Origin of the sequence: Actibacterium sp. EMB200-NS6 (genome assembly GCF_001305615.1) — a bacterium.
GTDB classification, from domain to species: Bacteria; Pseudomonadota; Alphaproteobacteria; order Rhodobacterales; family Rhodobacteraceae; genus Actibacterium_A; species Actibacterium_A naphthalenivorans.
Map to the genome: position 1 here is coordinate 3,316,893 of NZ_CP010869.1, position 17,954 is coordinate 3,334,846.

18 protein-coding genes are annotated in these 17,954 nt (G+C 62.0%); 8 read left to right on the top strand and 10 right to left on the bottom strand.

Going from position 1 to position 17,954, the window contains the following annotated elements; translation table 11 throughout:
* Nucleotides 1-38 precede the first annotated feature (38 nt).
* The 6 genes from TQ29_RS16070 to TQ29_RS16095 all read left to right on the top strand — a co-directional run bounded on the left by TQ29_RS16070 (nt 39) and on the right by TQ29_RS16095 (nt 4,809).
* Nucleotides 39-503 carry an Rrf2 family transcriptional regulator gene (locus tag TQ29_RS16070; RefSeq protein ID WP_054539991.1) on the top strand — a complete coding sequence of 155 codons (465 nt, stop codon included), beginning with the start codon at nt 39-41 and terminating at the stop codon, nt 501-503.
* 402 nt (nt 504-905) lie between these two features.
* On the top strand, nt 906-1,862 hold the full coding sequence (locus tag TQ29_RS16075) for a sulfate ABC transporter substrate-binding protein (RefSeq protein ID WP_054540490.1): 957 nt from the start codon (nt 906-908) through the stop codon (nt 1,860-1,862).
* Nucleotides 1,862-2,704 carry a sulfate ABC transporter permease subunit CysT gene (gene cysT / locus TQ29_RS16080; protein WP_054539992.1) on the top strand — a complete coding sequence of 281 codons (843 nt, stop codon included), beginning with the start codon at nt 1,862-1,864 and terminating at the stop codon, nt 2,702-2,704. The genes TQ29_RS16075 and cysT overlap by 1 nt, the downstream gene beginning before the upstream one ends.
* A 10-nt stretch (nt 2,705-2,714) precedes the next feature.
* The gene (gene cysW, locus TQ29_RS16085) at nt 2,715-3,578 is read left to right on the top strand and encodes a sulfate ABC transporter permease subunit CysW (RefSeq protein WP_054539993.1); all 864 of its coding nucleotides are present in this window, start codon (nt 2,715-2,717) and stop codon (nt 3,576-3,578) included.
* Nucleotides 3,579-3,589: 11 nt separating this feature from the next.
* Nucleotides 3,590-4,309: a sulfate/molybdate ABC transporter ATP-binding protein gene (locus tag TQ29_RS16090; protein WP_052071449.1), complete on the top strand. Its 720-nt coding sequence runs from the start codon at nt 3,590-3,592 to the stop codon at nt 4,307-4,309.
* Nucleotides 4,310-4,335: 26 nt separating this feature from the next.
* On the top strand, nt 4,336-4,809 hold the full coding sequence (locus TQ29_RS16095; protein ID WP_054539994.1) for an Lrp/AsnC family transcriptional regulator: 474 nt from the start codon (nt 4,336-4,338) through the stop codon (nt 4,807-4,809).
* A 96-nt stretch (nt 4,810-4,905) separates the two neighbouring features.
* Here the strand turns inward: TQ29_RS16095 and TQ29_RS16100 are convergent, their stop codons facing one another.
* The 7 genes from TQ29_RS16100 to TQ29_RS16130 all read right to left on the bottom strand — a co-directional run bounded on the left by TQ29_RS16100 (nt 4,906) and on the right by TQ29_RS16130 (nt 12,660).
* Nucleotides 4,906-5,832, bottom strand: a complete 927-nt coding sequence (locus TQ29_RS16100; RefSeq protein ID WP_054539995.1) for a transporter — start codon at nt 5,830-5,832, stop codon at nt 4,906-4,908.
* Nucleotides 5,833-6,248: 416 nt separating this feature from the next.
* The gene (dmpG, locus tag TQ29_RS16105) at nt 6,249-7,292 is read right to left on the bottom strand and encodes a 4-hydroxy-2-oxovalerate aldolase (RefSeq protein ID WP_054539996.1); all 1,044 of its coding nucleotides are present in this window, start codon (nt 7,290-7,292) and stop codon (nt 6,249-6,251) included.
* Complete coding sequence (locus tag TQ29_RS16110) at nt 7,289-8,233, bottom strand: acetaldehyde dehydrogenase (acetylating) (RefSeq protein WP_054539997.1); 945 nt, start codon at nt 8,231-8,233, stop codon at nt 7,289-7,291. Before TQ29_RS16110 ends, dmpG (TQ29_RS16105) begins: the two co-directional genes overlap by 4 nt.
* 68 nt (nt 8,234-8,301) lie before the next feature.
* A complete protein-coding gene (gene mhpD, locus TQ29_RS16115) occupies nt 8,302-9,096 on the bottom strand; it encodes a 2-keto-4-pentenoate hydratase (protein ID WP_054539998.1) in 795 nt (264 codons plus the stop codon).
* A gap of 71 nt (nt 9,097-9,167) precedes the next feature.
* Nucleotides 9,168-10,175, bottom strand: a complete 1,008-nt coding sequence (locus TQ29_RS16120; RefSeq protein WP_054539999.1) for a VOC family protein — start codon at nt 10,173-10,175, stop codon at nt 9,168-9,170.
* A gap of 131 nt (nt 10,176-10,306) precedes the next feature.
* Nucleotides 10,307-11,839 carry a bifunctional 3-(3-hydroxy-phenyl)propionate/3-hydroxycinnamic acid hydroxylase gene (locus TQ29_RS16125; protein WP_054540000.1) on the bottom strand — a complete coding sequence of 511 codons (1,533 nt, stop codon included), beginning with the start codon at nt 11,837-11,839 and terminating at the stop codon, nt 10,307-10,309.
* Nucleotides 11,836-12,660, bottom strand: coding sequence for an alpha/beta fold hydrolase (locus TQ29_RS16130; RefSeq protein ID WP_054540001.1), 825 nt, complete (start codon nt 12,658-12,660; stop codon nt 11,836-11,838). Before TQ29_RS16130 ends, TQ29_RS16125 begins: the two co-directional genes overlap by 4 nt.
* Nucleotides 12,661-12,982: 322 nt before the next feature.
* Between TQ29_RS16130 and TQ29_RS16135 the strand changes: the two genes are divergently transcribed.
* The gene (locus TQ29_RS16135; RefSeq protein ID WP_082386690.1) at nt 12,983-13,957 is read left to right on the top strand and encodes an AraC family transcriptional regulator; all 975 of its coding nucleotides are present in this window, start codon (nt 12,983-12,985) and stop codon (nt 13,955-13,957) included.
* A 131-nt stretch (nt 13,958-14,088) separates the two neighbouring features.
* Here TQ29_RS16135 and TQ29_RS16140 read toward each other — a convergent pair whose 3' ends face one another.
* Nucleotides 14,089-15,294 (bottom strand): NAD(P)/FAD-dependent oxidoreductase, encoded by a 1,206-nt coding sequence (locus tag TQ29_RS16140; protein WP_054540003.1) that lies wholly within the window; start codon nt 15,292-15,294, stop codon nt 14,089-14,091.
* Between the two features lie 66 nt (nt 15,295-15,360).
* On the opposite strand from TQ29_RS16140, the gene TQ29_RS16145 reads away from it, so the two are divergent.
* Nucleotides 15,361-15,975, top strand: a complete 615-nt coding sequence (locus TQ29_RS16145; RefSeq protein WP_217621201.1) for a TetR/AcrR family transcriptional regulator — start codon at nt 15,361-15,363, stop codon at nt 15,973-15,975.
* Nucleotides 15,976-15,986: 11 nt separating this feature from the next.
* Here the strand turns inward: TQ29_RS16145 and dmpG (TQ29_RS16150) are convergent, their stop codons facing one another.
* Nucleotides 15,987-17,006 (bottom strand): 4-hydroxy-2-oxovalerate aldolase, encoded by a 1,020-nt coding sequence (gene dmpG / locus TQ29_RS16150; protein ID WP_054540004.1) that lies wholly within the window; start codon nt 17,004-17,006, stop codon nt 15,987-15,989.
* 1 nt (nt 17,007) lies between these two features.
* Nucleotides 17,008-17,952 carry an acetaldehyde dehydrogenase (acetylating) gene (locus TQ29_RS16155; RefSeq protein WP_054540005.1) on the bottom strand — a complete coding sequence of 315 codons (945 nt, stop codon included), beginning with the start codon at nt 17,950-17,952 and terminating at the stop codon, nt 17,008-17,010.
* Nucleotides 17,953-17,954: the final 2 nt, after the last annotated feature.

Genomic DNA, 17,954 nt, shown 5'->3' on the forward strand with positions numbered 1-17,954 from the left:
TTATTGAATTTGCCGCCCGCCCTGCCTAGAATTCGACAATGATTACGCAAAAGATGAAGTATGCGCTCAAGGCACTCATGGCTCTTGCCGATGAAAAGGCAGGCGACGGGGCGCCATTGCGGATTGAGGAGATTGCCCGCCGTTCAGGAGCGCCCAAACGCTTTTTGGAACATATCCTTCTGGAAATCCGCAATGCGGGGTATATCGCCAGCACACGAGGGCGAAACGGTGGCTACGTCCTGATCAAGGAACCGCGCGAAATCCCCCTCAGCGATTTGCTTCGGATGATCGACGGCCCGATCGCGCCGTTGCCCTGTTTGTCCCGGCGGGCCTATCAGCGATGCGACGATTGCACAGACGAAGCGGCCTGTCGCATCCGCAAGGTTTTCGCCGAGGTGTTCTGGTCGTACCTGCTGCTGATCGAATCGCTGACTCTGGAAGATATGGTCGGGAATCCCGCTGTCGCCGACGAGTTGCTGCTTGCCGCACCTTCCGCGCCCTGACGCCCTAAAAATCTGAAATTTTCGAACATATCTGACGGCGCCGGCGTCGGGCTCTTGATGCCGTCCGGAATGCCCGGAGAATAATAATCTATAAACACGATAAAGTTTAACGTGATTATTTCGTTGATTAACACGATTAACTCTGTCGTTATTATCGTATCGGCAGGGCACGCCTGCTGCGATCAGTGCGAGGAGAGACACATGCAAAGATATCAGACCGTTCGGGTTGCAGGCTCCGTCACGGCGCAGGGCCCATACCTTCGGACGCGGCGCGATGGAAAAATTGTCATCGAGGCGGGCGGACGCGAAATCGCGGGTGCCCCCATCGCCACGCGAAATACGCTGGCCCCGCCGCCTGCACGCCCAGTGCGGAACAGGCTCAGGGCGGCCGGCGTGCTGCTGATGATGGTCGTCGGGCTGCCGACGAACGCGCAGGCGCAGACACTGCTCAATGTCAGCTACGATCCGACCCGAGAACTTTACCGCGAATTCAACGAGGCCTTCACGGCACATTGGGTGGCGCTCGGGAACGATGCGCCCGAGATCAAGACCAGCCACGGCGGTTCGGGAAGCCAGGCACGCGCGGTGATCGACGGGCTCGGCGCGCAGGTCGTCACTCTGGCGCTGGCCTCTGACATCAACGCCATCGCCGAGCGCAGCGGCAAGATCCCGCAGAACTGGCAGACCATGCTGCCGCACAACTCATCGCCCTACACCTCCACCATCGTGTTTCTGGTGCGCGAGGGAAACCCGAAGGGCATCAAGGACTGGGGCGACCTGATCGCTGATGACATCGAGGTCATCACGCCAAACCCCAAAACCTCCGGCGGCGCGCGGTGGAACTATCTGGCCGCCTGGGCGTGGGCTGAACAGAGCGGTCAGGACCCGCAGGCCTTCGTGAAGGCGCTTTACGAACACGTGCCGGTGCTGGACAGCGGGGCGCGCGGTTCGACCACCACATTCACACAGCGCGGCATCGGCGATGTGCTGCTCGCCTGGGAAAACGAAGCCTATCTGGCCCTTGCTGAACGGGGCGAGGATCAGTTCGACATCGTGGTGCCTTCGATCTCGGTGCGGGCCGAACCGCCGGTGGCACTGGTCGAGGGCAACATCAGGACCGACGAACAGCGCGCGCTGGCCACCGCCTATCTGGAATATCTCTACAGCCCCGAAGGTCAGGCCATCGCGTTCGAGAATTTCTATCGCGCCTGGGACACTTCGGCGGCCAACCCTGACGATCTGGCCCGCTTCCCCAAGCTTGAACTGGTCGACATCGGCCATTTCGGGGGATGGGCCAAGGTCCAGCCGGAACACTTCGGCGATGGCGGCTTCTTCGACCAGATCTACGGGGCGAAGTGATGCGCGCGCTTGCATTCAGATCGCCCTCACCCATGCCCGGGTGGGGGCTGTCGTTCGGGGTGATGGTGCTCATGCTGTCGCTGATCGTGCTGATGCCCATCGGCACGCTGTTGCTGCGCGGGGCTCATATCGGGCTTGGAGAGATCTGGCATATCGTCAACACCGAACGGGTTAGGGCCGCGCTCGCGCTATCGTTTCGCGCCTCGTTGATCGCGGCCCTGTTCAACCTCGTGTTTGGTCTGATTCTGGCGTGGGTGCTGGTGCGCTATCACTTCTGGGGCAAGCGCATCATCGACGCCGCCATCGACCTGCCCTTTGCCCTGCCCACGGCCGTGGCAGGCATCGCACTGACGGCCATCTACGCGCCCAACGGCGCCTTCGGGGCAATCCTCATGAATACCTTCGGGCTGCGCGTCGCCTATACCGAGCTTGGCATCTGGATCGCGCTGATCTTCGTGGGCCTGCCTTTCGTGGTGCGCACCGTCCAGCCGGTCATCGAGGAGATCGACCGCGAGATCGAAGAAGCCTCGGCCACGCTGGGGGCAAGCCGAATGCGCACGTTGCGCAAGGTGATCCTGCCGATGCTGACGCCCGCCCTGCTCACCGGCCTCGCGCTCGCCCTGGCCCGGTCGGTCGGGGAATACGGATCGGTCATCTTCATCGCGGGCAACCTGCCGCTGCAGACGGAAATCGCGCCCCTGCTGATCGTGATCCGGCTGGAAGAGTTCGACTACAACGGCGCTGTCGCCATCGCATTGGCGATGCTGGCCATTTCATTTCTCATGCTGCTGGCGATCAACCTCATACAGGTCTGGAGCCGCCGCCGCATGGGTGCCGCATGAGGAAAACCCGATGACACATCCCACCCTTGCAACCTTCCGCCCGGCGACAACCGAACCCGACTGGATGCGGCGCATCCTGATCGGGCTGGTCATCGCCCTGTTGACGGTGCTGCTGTTCGCCCCCCTGATCGCGGTCTTTGCCGAAGCAGGCAAACGCGGGCTGGCCTTCGCGCTGCAAAGCCTGACCGACCCCGACGCGCAATCGGCCATCAGGCTGACCCTGACCGTCGCCGCCATATCCGTGCCGCTCAATGCCGCGTTCGGCATCGCGGCGGCATGGGCGATCACCAAGTTCGACTGGCGCGGCAAGGCGTTCATGATCACGCTGATCGACCTGCCGTTTTCCGTCTCGCCGGTCGTGGCGGGATTGTGCTTCGTGCTGTTGTTCGGCGCCAATTCGGCCATCGGGGGCTGGCTCGTCGCCGCCGGTCATCCGGTGATCTTTGCCGTGCCCGGTGTCGTTGTGGCCACGATGTTCATCACCTTTCCGTTCGTGGCGCGCGAACTGATCCCGGTGATGACGGAACAGGGCCGCGCCGAGGAGGAAGCGGCCCTGACCTTGGGCGCCTCGGGCTGGCGCATCTTTTTCACCGTGACCGTCCCGAACATCCGCTGGGCGCTCTTGTATGGCGTACTGCTGTGCAATGCCCGCGCGATGGGAGAGTTCGGCGCCGTCGCCGTCGTGTCCGGCAAGATCCGCGGGCAGACCAGCACGATGCCCCTGATGATCGAGATGCTCTACAACGAATACCTTTCTGTGGCGGCTTTCACGATGGCCACCCTGCTGGCTCTGCTTGCCCTTGTCACCCTCACCCTGAAATCGGCACTGGAATGGCGCTTCGCCGACCAGCTCGCCGCCTCATCCCGCCATTGAAGGAGGCCGAGATGCATATTGAAATCGACGATATCGCCAAGACGTTCGGCGCCACGACCGCCCTGCACCCCGTCAGCCTGACGATCCCGTCAGGCGCGCTGGTTGCGCTTCTCGGCCCGTCGGGGTCTGGCAAGACCACGCTGCTGCGCATCCTCGGCGGCCTGGAGTTTCCAACCTCGGGCCGGGTTCTATTCGATGGCTTTGATGCCACGGGGCTTTCGGTGCAGGAACGGCGCGCCGGTTTCGTGTTCCAGCACTACGCGCTTTTCCGGCATATGACCGTGTTCGAGAACATCGCCTACGGCCTGCGCGCCCGCGCCCGCAAATCCCGCCCGACGAATGCCGAGATCGAGCGCCGCGTCCACAAGCTGCTGGAACTGATACAGTTGCCCGACATCGCCAAACGCTATCCCGCCCAGCTATCCGGCGGCCAGCGGCAGCGTGTGGCACTGGCGCGCGCGCTCGCCATCGAACCGCGGATGCTGCTGCTGGACGAACCCTTCGGCGCTCTGGATGCACGGGTGCGCAAGGAACTGCGTCAGGGGCTTCGCGACATTCACGACCAGACCGGCCTGACCACGGTTTTCGTGACGCATGATCAGGAAGAGGCGATGGAACTGGCCGATCTGGTCGTCGTCATGTCGATGGGCCGGATCGAGCAGATCGGCAAGCCGACCGACATCAGTGCAAGGCCAGCAACGGATTTCGTGCGCGCGTTCATCAGCGTCTGACCCGGCGCAGAGCGTAAGGGAACACCATGGACCGGATCGACCGAAAAATACTGGCAGAACTGCAGCGCGACGCAACGACGCCCGTGGCAGAGCTGGCGCACCGGGTCGGGTTGTCGGCGACCCCATGCTGGAAGCGCATCCGCAAACTTGAAGACGCGGGCGTCATCCTCAGGCGAACGGCGATCGTCGATCCCGCGCGCGTCGGCCTCAGCCTGTGCGCGTTCATCGAGATCACCGCACTCGACCACACTGCCGACTGGCGCGATCGCTTTCTGGCGACGGTTCAAAAGATGCCCGAGATCATGGAGGTGTTCAGAATGGCCGGCGAAACCGACTATCTTCTGCGGATCATCGCGCCCGACATGGGCTGTTTCAACAGGCTCTATCGCGATCTGTCCGAAACCCTGCCATGCAAGAGTATCGTATCGAAGTTCGTCATGGAGACGATGCATGTGGCCGCGATGCTTCCGATCGCGGCAGAGAGGGCGGACCTGCCTTGAGAACGTGAAGATCGCAATGAACGCCGCTATTGGCGAATGAACCTCGTCCCGACTTCTGGCGGGCCGGCGATGGAAGTGGCCGGCCCGCCCTGTTTGCTACGGCTTTCCGCCAATCGGCATCGAAAAGTTAACCCAAAGCTTGGCCCCCCCAACCGTGTTTCTGACGTGGAAATCACGTGTCAGATTTATATTGGTCTCAACCTTGCTCAAGCGGGTGGAGAACCCGATGCCCAAGGCCGCCTGCTCTGCTTTTTCCAGGGTCGTTCCGCCGTAGTAGGATCCGTTGTTTTCATCATCCGTGATCTGTTTTCGATAGTAGCCGACGGGCCCCAAGCTCCAACCTCCGAAATCCTTCAGCGCAGATACATTCACGAGGACTTCATCGCCGGACTTGTAGTCCGTGGAGCTACTTTCAGTGTTGGTGAAGTAGCTCGTGAAGATGGATGTATTCCAGCCGTTTCGCAGATAGCTAAAGCCCAGCGAGGGCGCGAACGCCCAAAAATCACCACCGCTGCTGATGGGAGCGTTTGGATCAAAATCGCCTGTCGGCGCATACACGTTGATCCCCGCACTGACAAAGACTCCCGGTTCAAGTTGCCACGAAAGGCTGACCGGTGAGATTTCGATATTGCCCAGAGAAAGCTTGCTGGACGAACCCTGCAAGGGCGGAGGAAAGGGGGATGTGCGATCCTGTTCGTTGTTCAGCAGGGGGATCGTCACGAACGCCTTATAGTCACCGCCCCACAGGGTCGTGCCGGGCGCCCACAGGAATTGCGCGGCGGTATCCGTCAATGTGTTGGTCTGACCGCCGAAGTCTCCGGAGCCATCTTTCAGCTCCGCGTCCCAATAGCCGGAGCGGCTGCTGAAATAAAACCCCGGGGGGAAGCTTGCGCCGACGGCAGCCCCTATCGTGTTGCCAGGCGGGACCGACGTCGGAACGCCTGGCTCGCGGGCGTCAGCGCTTTGCACCGCGAGCGACAAGCCCACGACGAAAGGCAGAGACCATCGTTGATTTGATTTCATAGTTTTCTCCTCCTCTGTAAAACATCTCGATGGCGGGTCGGTCATTCTTCGCGGTTGGGCCAACGTGTCGAAACACGGTCGTGTCGCCGTTTCCGGCGGGCCAGCCCGTGACCTTTGCGCCACCTTGTTCGTATTCATCAGACGCCAGGTTTGACCCGGCGATCAGTTTCCCGAATTGCCCAAGTCGCGCCCTTGAACCCCGGGCGGGATTTCCACCCGATGCCCAGGGCCGACCTGCCGGGCACACCGACCAGGGGGCCGGAGATGCGCGCCCGGCTGGCGCGCTTGCAATTGCGGTTGGCCATTGTTCCTCCCCAGAAAACAGCCCGTCTTTTTCGCCCGGGATCAGTCATTGTGCATCGGCGCGGATCTCCTCTGCAGGGTTGCCACAAGGCGCTGATTTCGTGGGCGGGTGCCTAGTGGCCAGCACTCTCGCGCGCCTTGGTATCGACCAGGTCAAGCGCGACATCGACGATCATATCCTCCTGACCGCCGATCATGCGCCGCTTGCCCAGCTCGATCAGGATTTCCCGGGTGTCCACGCCGTAAAGCTTCGAAGCGCTTTCGGCATGGCGCAGGAAGCTCGAATAGACGCCTGCATATCCGAGCGAGAGGCTCTCGCGATCGACACGGACGGGGCGGTCTTGCAGAGGGCGCACGAGGTCATCGGCCGCATCCATCAGCCGATAGAGGTCACAGCCGGTTTCAATCCCCATCCGGTCAAGCACGGCGATCAGCACTTCAAGCGGCGCATTGCCTGCGCCCGCCCCCATCCCGGTCAGCGACGCGTCGACGCGCACCGCACCCTCCTCGATCCCCGCCACCGCATTGGCAACGCCGAGCGAAAGGTTGTGGTGGGTATGCACGCCGATCTCGGTCTCGGGCCTGAGCCCATCGCGGAGTATCTTCACCCGCTCGGCGTATTGCCTGGGCAGCAGCGCACCTGCCGAGTCGGTAACATAGACGCATTCGGCGCCGAAGCTCTCCATCAACCTGGCCTGTTCCAGAAGCTTCGCGGGATCGGCCATGTGCGCCATCATCAGGAACCCCACGGTATCCATGCCAAGGGCGCGCGCCGACTCGATGTGCTGGCGAGAGACATCGGCCTCGGTGCAGTGGGTGGCCACGCGTACCGACCGCGCGCCCGCCTGATGGGCCTCGTTCAGTTCATGCAACGTACCGATACCCGGCAGAAGCAGAACGGTGACCACCGCTTGAGTGCAGACCTCGGCCACGGCCGCGATCCATTCGGCATCGTCGCATGCGCCGAAACCGTAGTTGAACGTCGATCCGGCGAGCCCGTCGCCATGGGTGATTTCGATGGCATCGACCTTGGCGGCGTCAAGCGCCGCGGCAATCCTGCGCACATCCTCGAGGCTGTATTGATGACGCACGGCGTGCATGCCGTCGCGCAGCGTCACATCCTGCACATAAAGCTTGTTGGGGTTCGGGCGGGTCATTGCGTAGCCTCCTTTTCCAGAAGTTTCGCCGCCCAGTGATCGGCGCTGACCAACGCGGCGGAGGTCATGATGTCGAGATTGCCGGCATAGGCCGGCAGGTAGTGTGCGGCGCCCTCGACCTCGAGGAAGATCGTTGTCTTGAGCCCGCTCATCGGGCCGATGCCGGGAATGCGCACCGGCGCATTGTCGCCGATCACCTCGAACTGCACCTTTTGCTTGAGCCGGTAGCCCGGAACATAGGCCTGCACCGTTTTCACCATCTCGGCTATCGAGCGCTCGATAGCTGCGGGTTCACCTCCCTGCGAGAGCACGAACACTGTATCGCGCATGATCAGCGGCGGCTCGGCCGGGTTGAGGATGATGATCGCCTTGCCGCGCTCGGCCCCGCCCAGAAGCTCGATCGCCCTGGAGGTGGTCTCGGTGAATTCGTCGATATTGGCACGGGTGCCGGGGCCGGCGGATTTCGACGAGATCGAGGCTACGATCTCGCCATAGATCGTGCGTTTCGAAACCCTTGCGACGGCATGGACCATCGGAATCGTCGCCTGCCCGCCGCAGGTCACCATGTTCACGTTCGGCTCGTCGATATTGGCATCCCCGTTGATCGCGGGAATTGTGAACGGGCCGATGGCGGCGGGGGTCAGGTCAATCACCTTCTTGCCGTCGCGCTGCAGAAGTTCGTTGTTATGCAGATGCGCCTTGGCCGACGTCGCGTCGAAAACCACTTGGATATCATTGTACTCGGGCAGTTTCAGGAGCCCTTCGATACCTTCGGCGGTGGTGGCGACACCCATCCGCCTGGCCCGCGCCAGCCCGTCCGAGGCGGGGTCGATCCCGACCATGGCACCCATCTCGATGTTCTTCGCGTTGCGCATCACCTTGATCATCAGGTCCGAGCCGATATTGCCCGAACCGATGATCGCGCATTTGACCTTTTCCATCTTGTTTGGTCCTTTCGCTGGTTTCCCGGGTCGGCGGCGTGGCGCCGCCGGACTCCCTTTTTGCGGCCCTAGGCTTCGGGCCCGAAGGTGGCGCGCACGATGCCCAGCCCCTCGATTTTCGCTTCGAACCGCGCGCCGGGCATCACTGGCGCCATAGGCCCGAGCGCGCCCGTCAGGATCAGATCCCCCGCCTTCAGCGGGGTTTTGAAACCCGCCATCTTGCGTGCAAGCCAAAGCGCGGCATTGAGCGGATGGCCCAGACAGGCCGCGCCCGATCCGGTCGAGACGATCGCGCCGTCGCGCGTCATGACCATCGGCAGAAGCTTCAGGTCGAGCCCGGCCAGGGGCACCGGCACAGCGCCGAGCACGACGAGGCCGGAAGAGGCGTTGTCAGCCACCGTGTCGTTGAAACGGATGTCCCAACCGGCGATGCGCGAGCCCACCACCTCGATCGCTGGCAGCGCGAAATCGACGGCCTGAATGAGTTCGGTCAACGTCACATCCGCGGCGGGCAGATCGCGCTTGAGCACCAGCGCCACTTCAGCCTCGGCCTTGGGCTGCAGCAGACGGCCGGCGGGGATCTCCTCGTCATCGCCATAAATCATATCGGCGAAGAGCGTGCCGAAGTCCGGCTGATCGACGCCAAGCTGCGCCTGCACAGGCTTCGCTGTCAGCCCGATCTTGCGACCGACAACACGGCGCCCCCGCGCCTGCCAATGCGCCACATTCGCACGCTGCACGGCATAGGCGGTTGCGCCCTCGTCATCGGGCATGCGCGATCGGATCGGAGCGATCGGCCGGCGGGTCTCTTCTGCTTGTCTCAATTCGGCTGCGAGCGCGGCAATCAGCTCTTCGGATGACATCCTGTTTTCCTTCAATGAGAACCTGTCGGGTGAGCAGAGGGGGACGGCCGGGGCGTCCCGGCCGTTCCGGCTCACTTGAGAATCAGGCCCGCCGAATTGGTGGTGACCGCAGAGATGCTGGGCGGGAACGGGTCGATCGTGTCACCGTAATAGGTCAGCCCGTCGGGGAAGGTTTCACGCTTCCATTCGATCGCTTCCCAATCGGGGTCGAAGATCAGATAGCCGCCGGCATACAGCTCCACGCGGTGGCCCGAGCCCGGATCGAACACGTAGAGATACATCGCCTGACCGATGCCGTGCTTGCCCGGCCCCACGTCGAAGGTCACGTCGAGATCTTTCAGCGTGTCGGCCGCGCTCAACACGTCCGAGAAGTCCTGCATGTTGAAGGCGACATGATGACATTGCGCCTTCTTCCCTTCGGGGTTCGCGACAATGGCAAGGTCGTGGACCTGCGGCGTCACCGACATCCAGGACGCCAGGATCGTATCGGGATGTTCGGGGATATGCGCGAATTCACGGCGCTTGAAGCCCAGCGTGTCACGCACCCATTGCTCGGCCTGATTGATCGTCTCGGGCGAGGTCTGGATGTTGAAGTGATCGATCCGACGCGTGGCCAGACCACGGCGTTTGGAACTGTTTGAAAGCAGGCGCGAGCGCAACGCCTCGGGCGCCATCGGTTTGTCGATGTCGTGATACAATTCGAACGGGTGATCGCCGCCCGGCAGAAGGAAGCGGATTGCCGTGCCCCGGCCAGCAACGGAGCCTGCGGCCAGCTCGAGCACCTCGATCTCCTGCCGTTTCAGCTCCTCATGGAAAAGCTCCACATCCTGAGGGCGCTTCACCCGGAAGCTGTAGGAGTTGACCATCGCCTCGTCCTGCTGTGTCAGCACGAGCGAATGATGGCCGAGTTCCTGATAGCAGCGCAGATAGACCTCGTTGCCGCGACGCTCGACCTCTTCCATGCCCAGCGTATCGCGGAAGAAGAACAGCGACTTTTCAAGATCGGTCGTGCCGAGGTTGATCGCCCCGCATTGCGCGATCTGCGGACCGGGATCGTAGCGGTCGGAAAATTTGGACATTTGGTGTTTCCTCCTGAAAGTGAAGTTCAGATTCCCAAGCGCATTGCGGCGCAGGAAAGCTTTCCTGTTTCCGCCCCCTGCGGGGGCAGGTGATGGTTTCGACGGGATGCCGTGTCCGGCGCCGGCCGGGTTCAGCCCGGCACGGCGAGGTTCCCGCTCGCTGCCGCGATGAAACGGTCGGGCCGCAGCGCCACCACGTCGGCCCCGCGCGCGTGCAGCCAGGCGATCAGCGTGCCGTCGATATCGATCACGTCCGTCTCGCTCTGGCTGTGCTGATCGGCCGAACGCAGCGCGATGAACCGTGCGCCCAGCGCCTCCCAGCCGCGCTTTTCCTCTGGCGAGAGCACCGAGGCAGGATCCAGATCGGTCCCTAGAACCAGGAAGCCCGATCCCAACACGTCATCGAGCAGCCCGAGCTTGCCATCGCTGCCCGCTGCGCGCGGTTGTGGAAGCAGTGCGCCAACCGCCGGATTTGTCCCGGTGCTCAACCAGCCTCCGGCCAGTGCAGGCGGCTGAAGAAGCGGCGGCAGTTCGGGTTCGGCATCGGGCGGCGGTTGCATCGCCGCAAGCTCTTCCTCGGTCAGTTCCTGCTTGATGATGCGCCCAAGCTGAATTGCGATCTGAGTGTAGCGTTCCACATCGGGGGCCCGTTCGGCCTCATAGGTATCGAGAACACTCTCGGGCAACGTGCCGCCAAGCACCCCGGCCAGTTTCCAGCTGATATTCTGCGCATCGCGCACGCCCGATTGCATCCCCGCACCCGCCCAGGGCGGCATCATGTGCGCGGCATCGCCCAGCAGGAACACACGCCCATCGCGCCAGCGCTCGGCGTGACGGATGTGGTGGTTGTAGAAGGCATGCTGGTGTATCTCGACGTTGTCTTTCGACACGCCCAGCGTTTCGAGCAATCTCCAGATCTGATCATGGGTCGCGAAATCCGAATCCTTGTCATTCGGCCCAAGCGGAATTTCCCAGCGGTGATTGCCCATCGAAAGCGCCACATCCACAACCGGGCGCTTCTTGTCCGACCAGAAGGTGAGCACATGGCGATCCGGCCACCAGCGCTTGACCTGCGCGTCGATGACGATCCAGCGCGTTTGCAGCGTATCCCCGACCAACTGGATGCCAAGCTGTTCGCGCATGGTGCTCGACCCGCCATCGCAAGCCAGCACATAGCGCACCCGCTTGGTTTCCCGGGCGCCGGTCTTGCAATCGGTGAGCTCCAGCGTCACCCCCTCGGCGTCCTGGGTTATGCCCGTGACCTCCTGCCCGAATTGTACGGAGACGTGATCGGCGAAGCGCTCTGCGCCCTCTCGCAGGGTTTTCTCCATTTCGGGCTGGTAGATTGAATATGCGCTTGCATGGCCCATGTCCGAGGGCGGAAACCCCATGCGCATCAGTTCGTTGCCGTCGTAATCGATCCAGCGCAGGGAGTGGGTGATATCCATCCCTTTCTCGAGCGCCTCGTCGAGCCCGACCGACTGAAAGATGCGCATGGTCCAATCGTTGACGGTGATTGCGCGGGCGCGAGAATAGATGTCCTCATATCGTTCGATGGCGAGCGTGCTGACGCCCAAGGCTCCGAGGAAATTCGCGGCAGATACGCCGCTGGGCCCGTAGCCGACGATGCCGACGTCAGCGTCGAACTTTTCTTTCTTGTTCATTCGCTCAAAAACTCCGAAACGATGGCATTGAACTCGTCGGCTTTCTCCCACTGGATCCAGTGGCCGCACCGCGGCATGACAAGGAAACGCGCATTTGGAATCTGCTTCATCAGGGTGAAGCCGGTATCGACGGGAAGAACCCTGTCTTCGCGCCCCCACAGGATGAGGGCCTCATGCGGCAGCCGGGTGAGGCGCGCGTCGCGCCACAACTCTTCGGGCATCCCTGCCGGGCCCGGGCGCATGGGCGGCTGAGCCACGATCCTGGGGTTCATCGCGGCCTCGAACCGCTCCTGCACCAGTTCTTCGGTGATCGCCGAAGGGTCATAGACGAACTGGTCAATGAAACCGCGCAGCCGTTCAATCGAAGGGCCCGGCCCATCGTAGAAGCCTATGAGCGTCTTGATGCCCTCGGAAGGGAAGATGCTGGTCACCGCCGTGCCGCCACCCGGTGCCATCAGCACCATTCGGTCGATCCGCTCCGGGTGTTCGAGCGCGATCTTGAGCGTGATCATCCCGCCCATCGAATTGCCAAGGAAATGCGCCTTCGCGATCCCCAGATGATCGAGCAGCCCCAACATCACATCGGCCCACCACCCCGGGATGGGAGCATCGACCGGCTTCATATCGGATCCGCCAAAGCCTGGAAGGTCGGGGCAGATCACCCGGAATTTCCCCGAAAGCGTTTCGATATTGCGATTGAAATTCGACCATCCGGACGCGCCCGGCCCGGAGCCATGAAGCAACACGAGCGCCGGCCCTTCGCCGACATCATGGTAATGCAGTTTGACGCCGCCGATATCGGCGTACTGACCTTCTTGCATGGTCTCTCTCCCTTACGTGAAAATGGTTGCACTGCCCGGACTGCGGGACAAAAGCACACCTTCAACCCCGGCAAGACCGGGGTCGGCTTGACTGTTCTGAAAATCCGGCGCCCCGCTGAATCTACAGCGCAGCGCCAAGATTGCTCGGCTCTAGACGCGCTCAGCCATCGGCTGGCAACGAACGCCTTTCAGGCGGCATGGTCGATATGAAAATTGTCCTGCCCGCAGACGCGGCGCAGCCAGATGACAAAGCAGTCATCACTTCCTCCCTAAGCTCTCCTACGGCTTGTCCGCCGCACTCCCAGTTGTTAAAATACGGCGTATGGAACAACCTGTCATTGATCCAAACGCCGGCAAAAGTGATCCCGAGGTCGGGGATTATGCAAGATTTCTGCGTAGCCCCGACGTGAGATTTGCGAACCTGAATTGGGAGAGCTGGAAGGGGGAAGGCCCGTTCCTGTTGAATTTCACGGATACGGGACGCGCCTATTTCTATTACGTCAAGCGCGGCGCCGCATTCATCCGTACCGGCCCGGAGAAAGACGATCTGCAATACGTGTCTGCGGGAACGGCCGTCGCGGTCGAAGGGAGAGCGCATCAGTTGATGGATCGAAGCCACGCCACGCAGGATGTCATGTTTCGCCCCGAGTCAGGCGTTGCGACAGGCAGTGAATCTCCGGTGGAAATCGTGCTGAGCAGCGTCGACCGGCGCACTGCGGTCCTTCAGCGCCTGAAGCATGGGGCGATCATTATCCCTCCCACGGCGAAGCCGCACGCTGATATGATCCGTAGCTGTGTTGATTTGGTTGATCGGAACCAAAGAAAGAAAAACCCGGACCTCGGGATCACGCGGCGTTTGGCAGAGGTTATAATGCTCGAACTTGTCGCATTTGCCCGTTCGCAAACGATCCCGCTTCGCTCGATCGCCGGCGCAGCCCTTCACGACGAGTATCTGCTGCGGGCGCTCAGCGCTTTCTTTGCGACGCCAAGCGCAAACTGGACGGTGCTCGCGCTCGCCGAGGTGGCAGGCATCAGCCGCACAGCCTTCGTGGATCGGTTTCGCAAAGCGTTTAACGAGCCCCCGCTGCGAATGATCAATCGGATACGTTTGGGGCTTGCCGCCGAGATGCTGTTGAGTTCCCGCGCACCGCTTGGAGAGATCGCGGAAGCGATCGGCTTCGGGTCGTCAGCAGCATTTGTCCGAGCGTTCAAAAAGCAGTTCCACCAAACCCCGAATGCGTGGCGCGGCCTCGATGCCTTTAAAAGGGAAACGTTGTTCTCCGAACTTGGGCTGTGACCGCCACGTGACATACAACGCTCGCTTCGGCTCACTCCCTTGATGGTCATTGGTAGATCCTGAGGGCGTTATGGCCACGCCACAGGCCGCTCCCGTCGACCGCCCCCAAGTACGCCCGCGTCCTTTTTCCGTTAACGCACAGCCTCGCGAGCATCAACAATACAGCGGGACAATGGCACCATCCCGTCACGGGCGCGTTCGGAATCTATTGCCTGGCGCGAAGCAATCACCCGCCGTGCTTCGGCGATCTCGCGAGGATTGTTTATTGCCACGCAGCCAACCAACCGAGCGCCTTTTAGAAACAGGCGGCTCACGCCTCCGCGCGGCCCGACACGTTCCAATTGAACAGCTTCGTCCGGACAACTCCCCAGCATCTGCACCTTGAAATCGGCCTGTGTGCTCCAGAACCAGTCGGGCTCCTGCATTCGCGCGATCTGTCCGGTCAAAAGCCGCGCGACGTCTTCGGCCGATTGATTGGCATACTGCCAGCTCTCGCGCCGGGCCTGTTCGCCATTTGCCAGGCGCGCGCAGTCACCGATGGCAAACACCGCCGGATCCTCTGTCTGCCCTTGCGGGCTGACCAGGACACCGTCGTCGCAGGCAAGCCCCGCCGACACCGCAAGCTCGTCCATGGCACGCATCCCGATCGCCTCGATCATCAGATCCGGAGCCAGCCGCGCGCCGCCGACCGAGATCGTGCCGTCCTCGGCGAACACAGGCACCGTACCAAGATGCAGCGTGACGCCCGCGCGCATCTGCGTTTCCGAGAGACGGTCCGACAGCCAGCTTGGCGCAACGCGGGCACAAAGGCGCGGTGCGACCTCGATCAGATCGACCTGCGGGCAAAGCGCGCGTGCGCTGATGGCCGCCTCGGTGCCAAGCCAGCCGCCGCCGATCACCACGACCGAACGCGCCTCCGGCAGCGCATTGCGCAACGCGTCCACATCGTCGCGTGTGCGGATCGAATGGGTTTTGCGGCGCAGCGGCTCCGGCAGGGGCAGACGTTTGGCCGCGCCGCCGGTCGCGAGGATCAGCATGTCATAGCTCAGATCGCCGGCATCGGTTTCGATCACCCGCGCGGCACGGTCGATCCTGCGCACGCGACAGTCCAGTCGCAGGTCGATCGCTTTTTCTTCAGCGGCTGCGGGAGTGAGCACGACCAGGTTGTCGAAAGCCACCCTTCCAAGCGCATATCCCTTGGATAGTTCCGGCCGCTCGTAAGGCGGATATGCCTCATCGCCAAGCAAGGTGATTTCGCCCTCAAACCCCAGCTCTCTCAGCTTGAGCGCGGCGCCCGCGCCTGCCTGGCCCGCGCCGATAATCGCTATTTTTTTCATGTCCGAGCCCTCTTCATATCGATAGGCCAGTGCCGTAAGGTATTGTGATGTAGCAGGGAGATCTCAGTGGCGGAAACCACGAAAGCCAAAACCAAGCGCCGCCCGACGAGCCGGCACAAGGAAAGCCCTCTGAACGAACAGGATTGGGTGCAGGCCGCACTCCAGATTCTGATTAACGAGAACGTGCGGGGTATCAAGATCGATACGCTCTGCGCCAAGCTCGGCGTGACCAAGGGGAGCTTCTACTGGCATTTCAAAACCCGCAGCGACCTGCTCGGCGCGATGCTCAGCCATTGGCGCAAGAAGATGACGCTGAATGTGATCCGCTCGATCTCGATTTCCGGCGACAATCCGCGCGCCCGGCTGCGCAGCCTGTTTTCGCTGCCCCGGCGCAAGAATTCGCCCGGCTTTGCCCAGATCGAGACCTCGATCAGAGATTGGGCGCGGCGTGTGGAGATGCCGCGCAAGGCGGTGGCGGAGGTTGACGAAATCCGCTTTGACTACATCACCAAGCTGTTTCGCGATATGGGCCACCCCCCTGAGGAAGCGCGCAAACGCGCGTATCTGGCCTATTGCCTGATCATGGGGGATTCGATCCTGCACAGCTCGATTGATCCGATGTCGCAGGAGGAATTCCTTGAAAAGGCACTCGCGATGACCACAGGCGTTGCGCAGGGCTAAGATAGCTTCCATCAGGCGGCGCTCTTCTTGAGTTGCACCAGATCAAGGGCGACATCGACGATCATGTCTTCCTGACCGCCGACCATACCGCGCCTGCCCAACTCGACAAGAATTTCGCGCGTGTCGAGCCCATAGGTTTCTGCCGCGCGTTCGGCGTGACGCAGGAAAGAGGAATAGACCCCGGCATAGCCCAGCGTGATGGTTTCACGGTCCACGCGCACGGGGCGATCCTGAAGCGGGCGCACGAGCTCTTCGGCGGCATCCTGCAGCTTGAACAGATCGCAGCCATGATCCCAGCCGTAAAGATCCGCCACCGTCACGAATGCCTCGATCGGCGTATTGCCGGCGCCGGCGCCCATCCCGGCGAGTGAGGCATCCACGCGGTAGGCGCCATGTTCGACCGCAACCACGGAATTGGCAACCGACAGCGACAGGTTCTCGTGCATATGTGCGCCGATCTGCGTTTCCGGGGAAAGCACGGTTTTGTAGGCGTCGATGCGGGCGGCCACCTCTTTCATCGTCAGACGCCCGCCACTGTCGGTGCAATAGACGCAATCGGCGCCGTAGCTTTCCATGAGCTTGGCTTGCTGCGCCAGATGTTGAGGCGTGCTCATGTGCGACATCATCAGAAAGCCCGAAACATCCAGGCCCATCTCCTTGGCCGCCGCGATATGCTGCGCGGCAACGTCGGCCTCGGTGCAATGGGTGGCCACGCGCACCGAAACGACCCCCAGATCGCGCACCCGCCTGAGGTTCTCGATGGTGCCAATGCCGGGAAGCAGAAGGGTGGTCAGCTTCGCGTTCTTCACAACTTTCGCCGCCTCCGAAATCCACGCCTCGTCGGTGCATTTTCCGAAACCGTAGTTGAAAGTGGAGCCGGCGATCCCGTCGCCATGGGCCACTTCGATCGCATCGACACCGGCCTCATCCAGCGCCTGCGCGACGGCCCGTACATGGCCCAGATCATACTGATGACGAACGGCGTGCATCCCGTCGCGCAGCGTCACGTCCTGAATGTATACCTTTGCCATTTCAAGCGGCCTCCCCGACCCAGTTGCGTTTGATCGCGAGCCGTTCGGCGGTTCGAAGAGCCGCGCTCGTCATGATATCGAGATTGCCCGCATAGGCCGGCAGATAATGAGCCGCGCCTTCGACCTCGAGCAAGACCGTGACCTTCAGACCGGTGAAACTGCCGCCCATTTCCGGGATGTGCAGCGGCGCATTGTTGCCCACATGCTCGATCTGCACCTCCTGCTTGAGGCGATAGCCCGGCACGTAGCTCTGCACCTCTTTCTCCATCTCGAGAATCGAGGCGCGGATCGCGTCTTCATCCGCCCTGTCGCAAAGGCAATAGACCGTGTCGCGCATGATGAGCGGCGGCTCTGCCGGGTTGAGGATGATGATAGCCTTGCCGCAGCTGGCTCCGCCGACCTTTTCGATCGCATGGGCCGTGGTCTCGGTAAACTCGTCGATGTTGGCCCGTGTGCCGGGGCCCGCGGATTTCGAGGCGATGGAGGCGACGATCTCTCCGTAATGCACCTTTGCCACGCGGTTGACGGCAGCCACCATCGGAATCGTCGCCTGCCCGCCGCAAGTCACCATGTTGACGTTCATCTCTTCCAGATGCGCGTCTATGTTGACCGATGGAACGGTGAAGGGGCCGATGGCCGCGGGCGTGAGATCGATTACCTGCTTGCCGTCGGCAAGCAACACCTCGGAATGGCGCTTGTGCGCGCCTGCGGAAGTGGCGTCAAACACGATGCGGATGTCGGCATATCCGGGCAGCGCACGCAGCCCGTCGAGCCCCTCATGGGTGGTCGCAACGCCCCGACGCCCGGCGCGGGCCAAACCGTCGGACTCTGGATCGATCCCGACCATGGCGCCCATTTCCAGCACATCCGAGGTGCGCATGATCTTGATCATCAGATCAGTGCCGATATTCCCCGACCCGATGATCGCACATTTGATTTTGTTCATAG

Excerpts from the sequence above, each read along its gene's own strand:
- TQ29_RS16125 (WP_054540000.1), bottom strand. The coding sequence starts at position 11,839 with ATGAACAAGAAAGAAAAGTTCGACGCTGACGTCGGCATCGTCGGCTAC.
- cysT (WP_054539992.1), top strand. The coding sequence starts at position 1,862 with ATGCGCGCGCTTGCATTCAGATCGCCCTCACCCATGCCCGGGTGGGGG.
- TQ29_RS16155 (WP_054540005.1), bottom strand. The coding sequence starts at position 17,952 with ATGAACAAAATCAAATGTGCGATCATCGGGTCGGGGAATATCGGCACT.
- mhpD (WP_054539998.1), bottom strand. The coding sequence starts at position 9,096 with ATGTCATCCGAAGAGCTGATTGCCGCGCTCGCAGCCGAATTGAGACAA.
- TQ29_RS16075 (WP_054540490.1), top strand. The coding sequence starts at position 906 with ATGATGGTCGTCGGGCTGCCGACGAACGCGCAGGCGCAGACACTGCTC.
- TQ29_RS16095 (WP_054539994.1), top strand. The coding sequence starts at position 4,336 with ATGGACCGGATCGACCGAAAAATACTGGCAGAACTGCAGCGCGACGCA.
- TQ29_RS16100 (WP_054539995.1), bottom strand. The coding sequence starts at position 5,832 with ATGAAATCAAATCAACGATGGTCTCTGCCTTTCGTCGTGGGCTTGTCG.
- TQ29_RS16070 (WP_054539991.1), top strand. The coding sequence starts at position 39 with ATGATTACGCAAAAGATGAAGTATGCGCTCAAGGCACTCATGGCTCTT.
- TQ29_RS16090 (WP_052071449.1), top strand. The coding sequence starts at position 3,590 with ATGCATATTGAAATCGACGATATCGCCAAGACGTTCGGCGCCACGACC.
- dmpG (WP_054539996.1), bottom strand. The coding sequence starts at position 7,292 with ATGACCCGCCCGAACCCCAACAAGCTTTATGTGCAGGATGTGACGCTG.
- cysW (WP_054539993.1), top strand. The coding sequence starts at position 2,715 with ATGACACATCCCACCCTTGCAACCTTCCGCCCGGCGACAACCGAACCC.
- TQ29_RS16120 (WP_054539999.1), bottom strand. The coding sequence starts at position 10,175 with ATGTCCAAATTTTCCGACCGCTACGATCCCGGTCCGCAGATCGCGCAA.
- TQ29_RS16110 (WP_054539997.1), bottom strand. The coding sequence starts at position 8,233 with ATGGAAAAGGTCAAATGCGCGATCATCGGTTCGGGCAATATCGGCTCG.
- TQ29_RS16135 (WP_082386690.1), top strand. The coding sequence starts at position 12,983 with ATGGAACAACCTGTCATTGATCCAAACGCCGGCAAAAGTGATCCCGAG.
- dmpG (WP_054540004.1), bottom strand. The coding sequence starts at position 17,006 with ATGGCAAAGGTATACATTCAGGACGTGACGCTGCGCGACGGGATGCAC.
- TQ29_RS16130 (WP_054540001.1), bottom strand. The coding sequence starts at position 12,660 with ATGCAAGAAGGTCAGTACGCCGATATCGGCGGCGTCAAACTGCATTAC.
- TQ29_RS16140 (WP_054540003.1), bottom strand. The coding sequence starts at position 15,294 with ATGAAAAAAATAGCGATTATCGGCGCGGGCCAGGCAGGCGCGGGCGCC.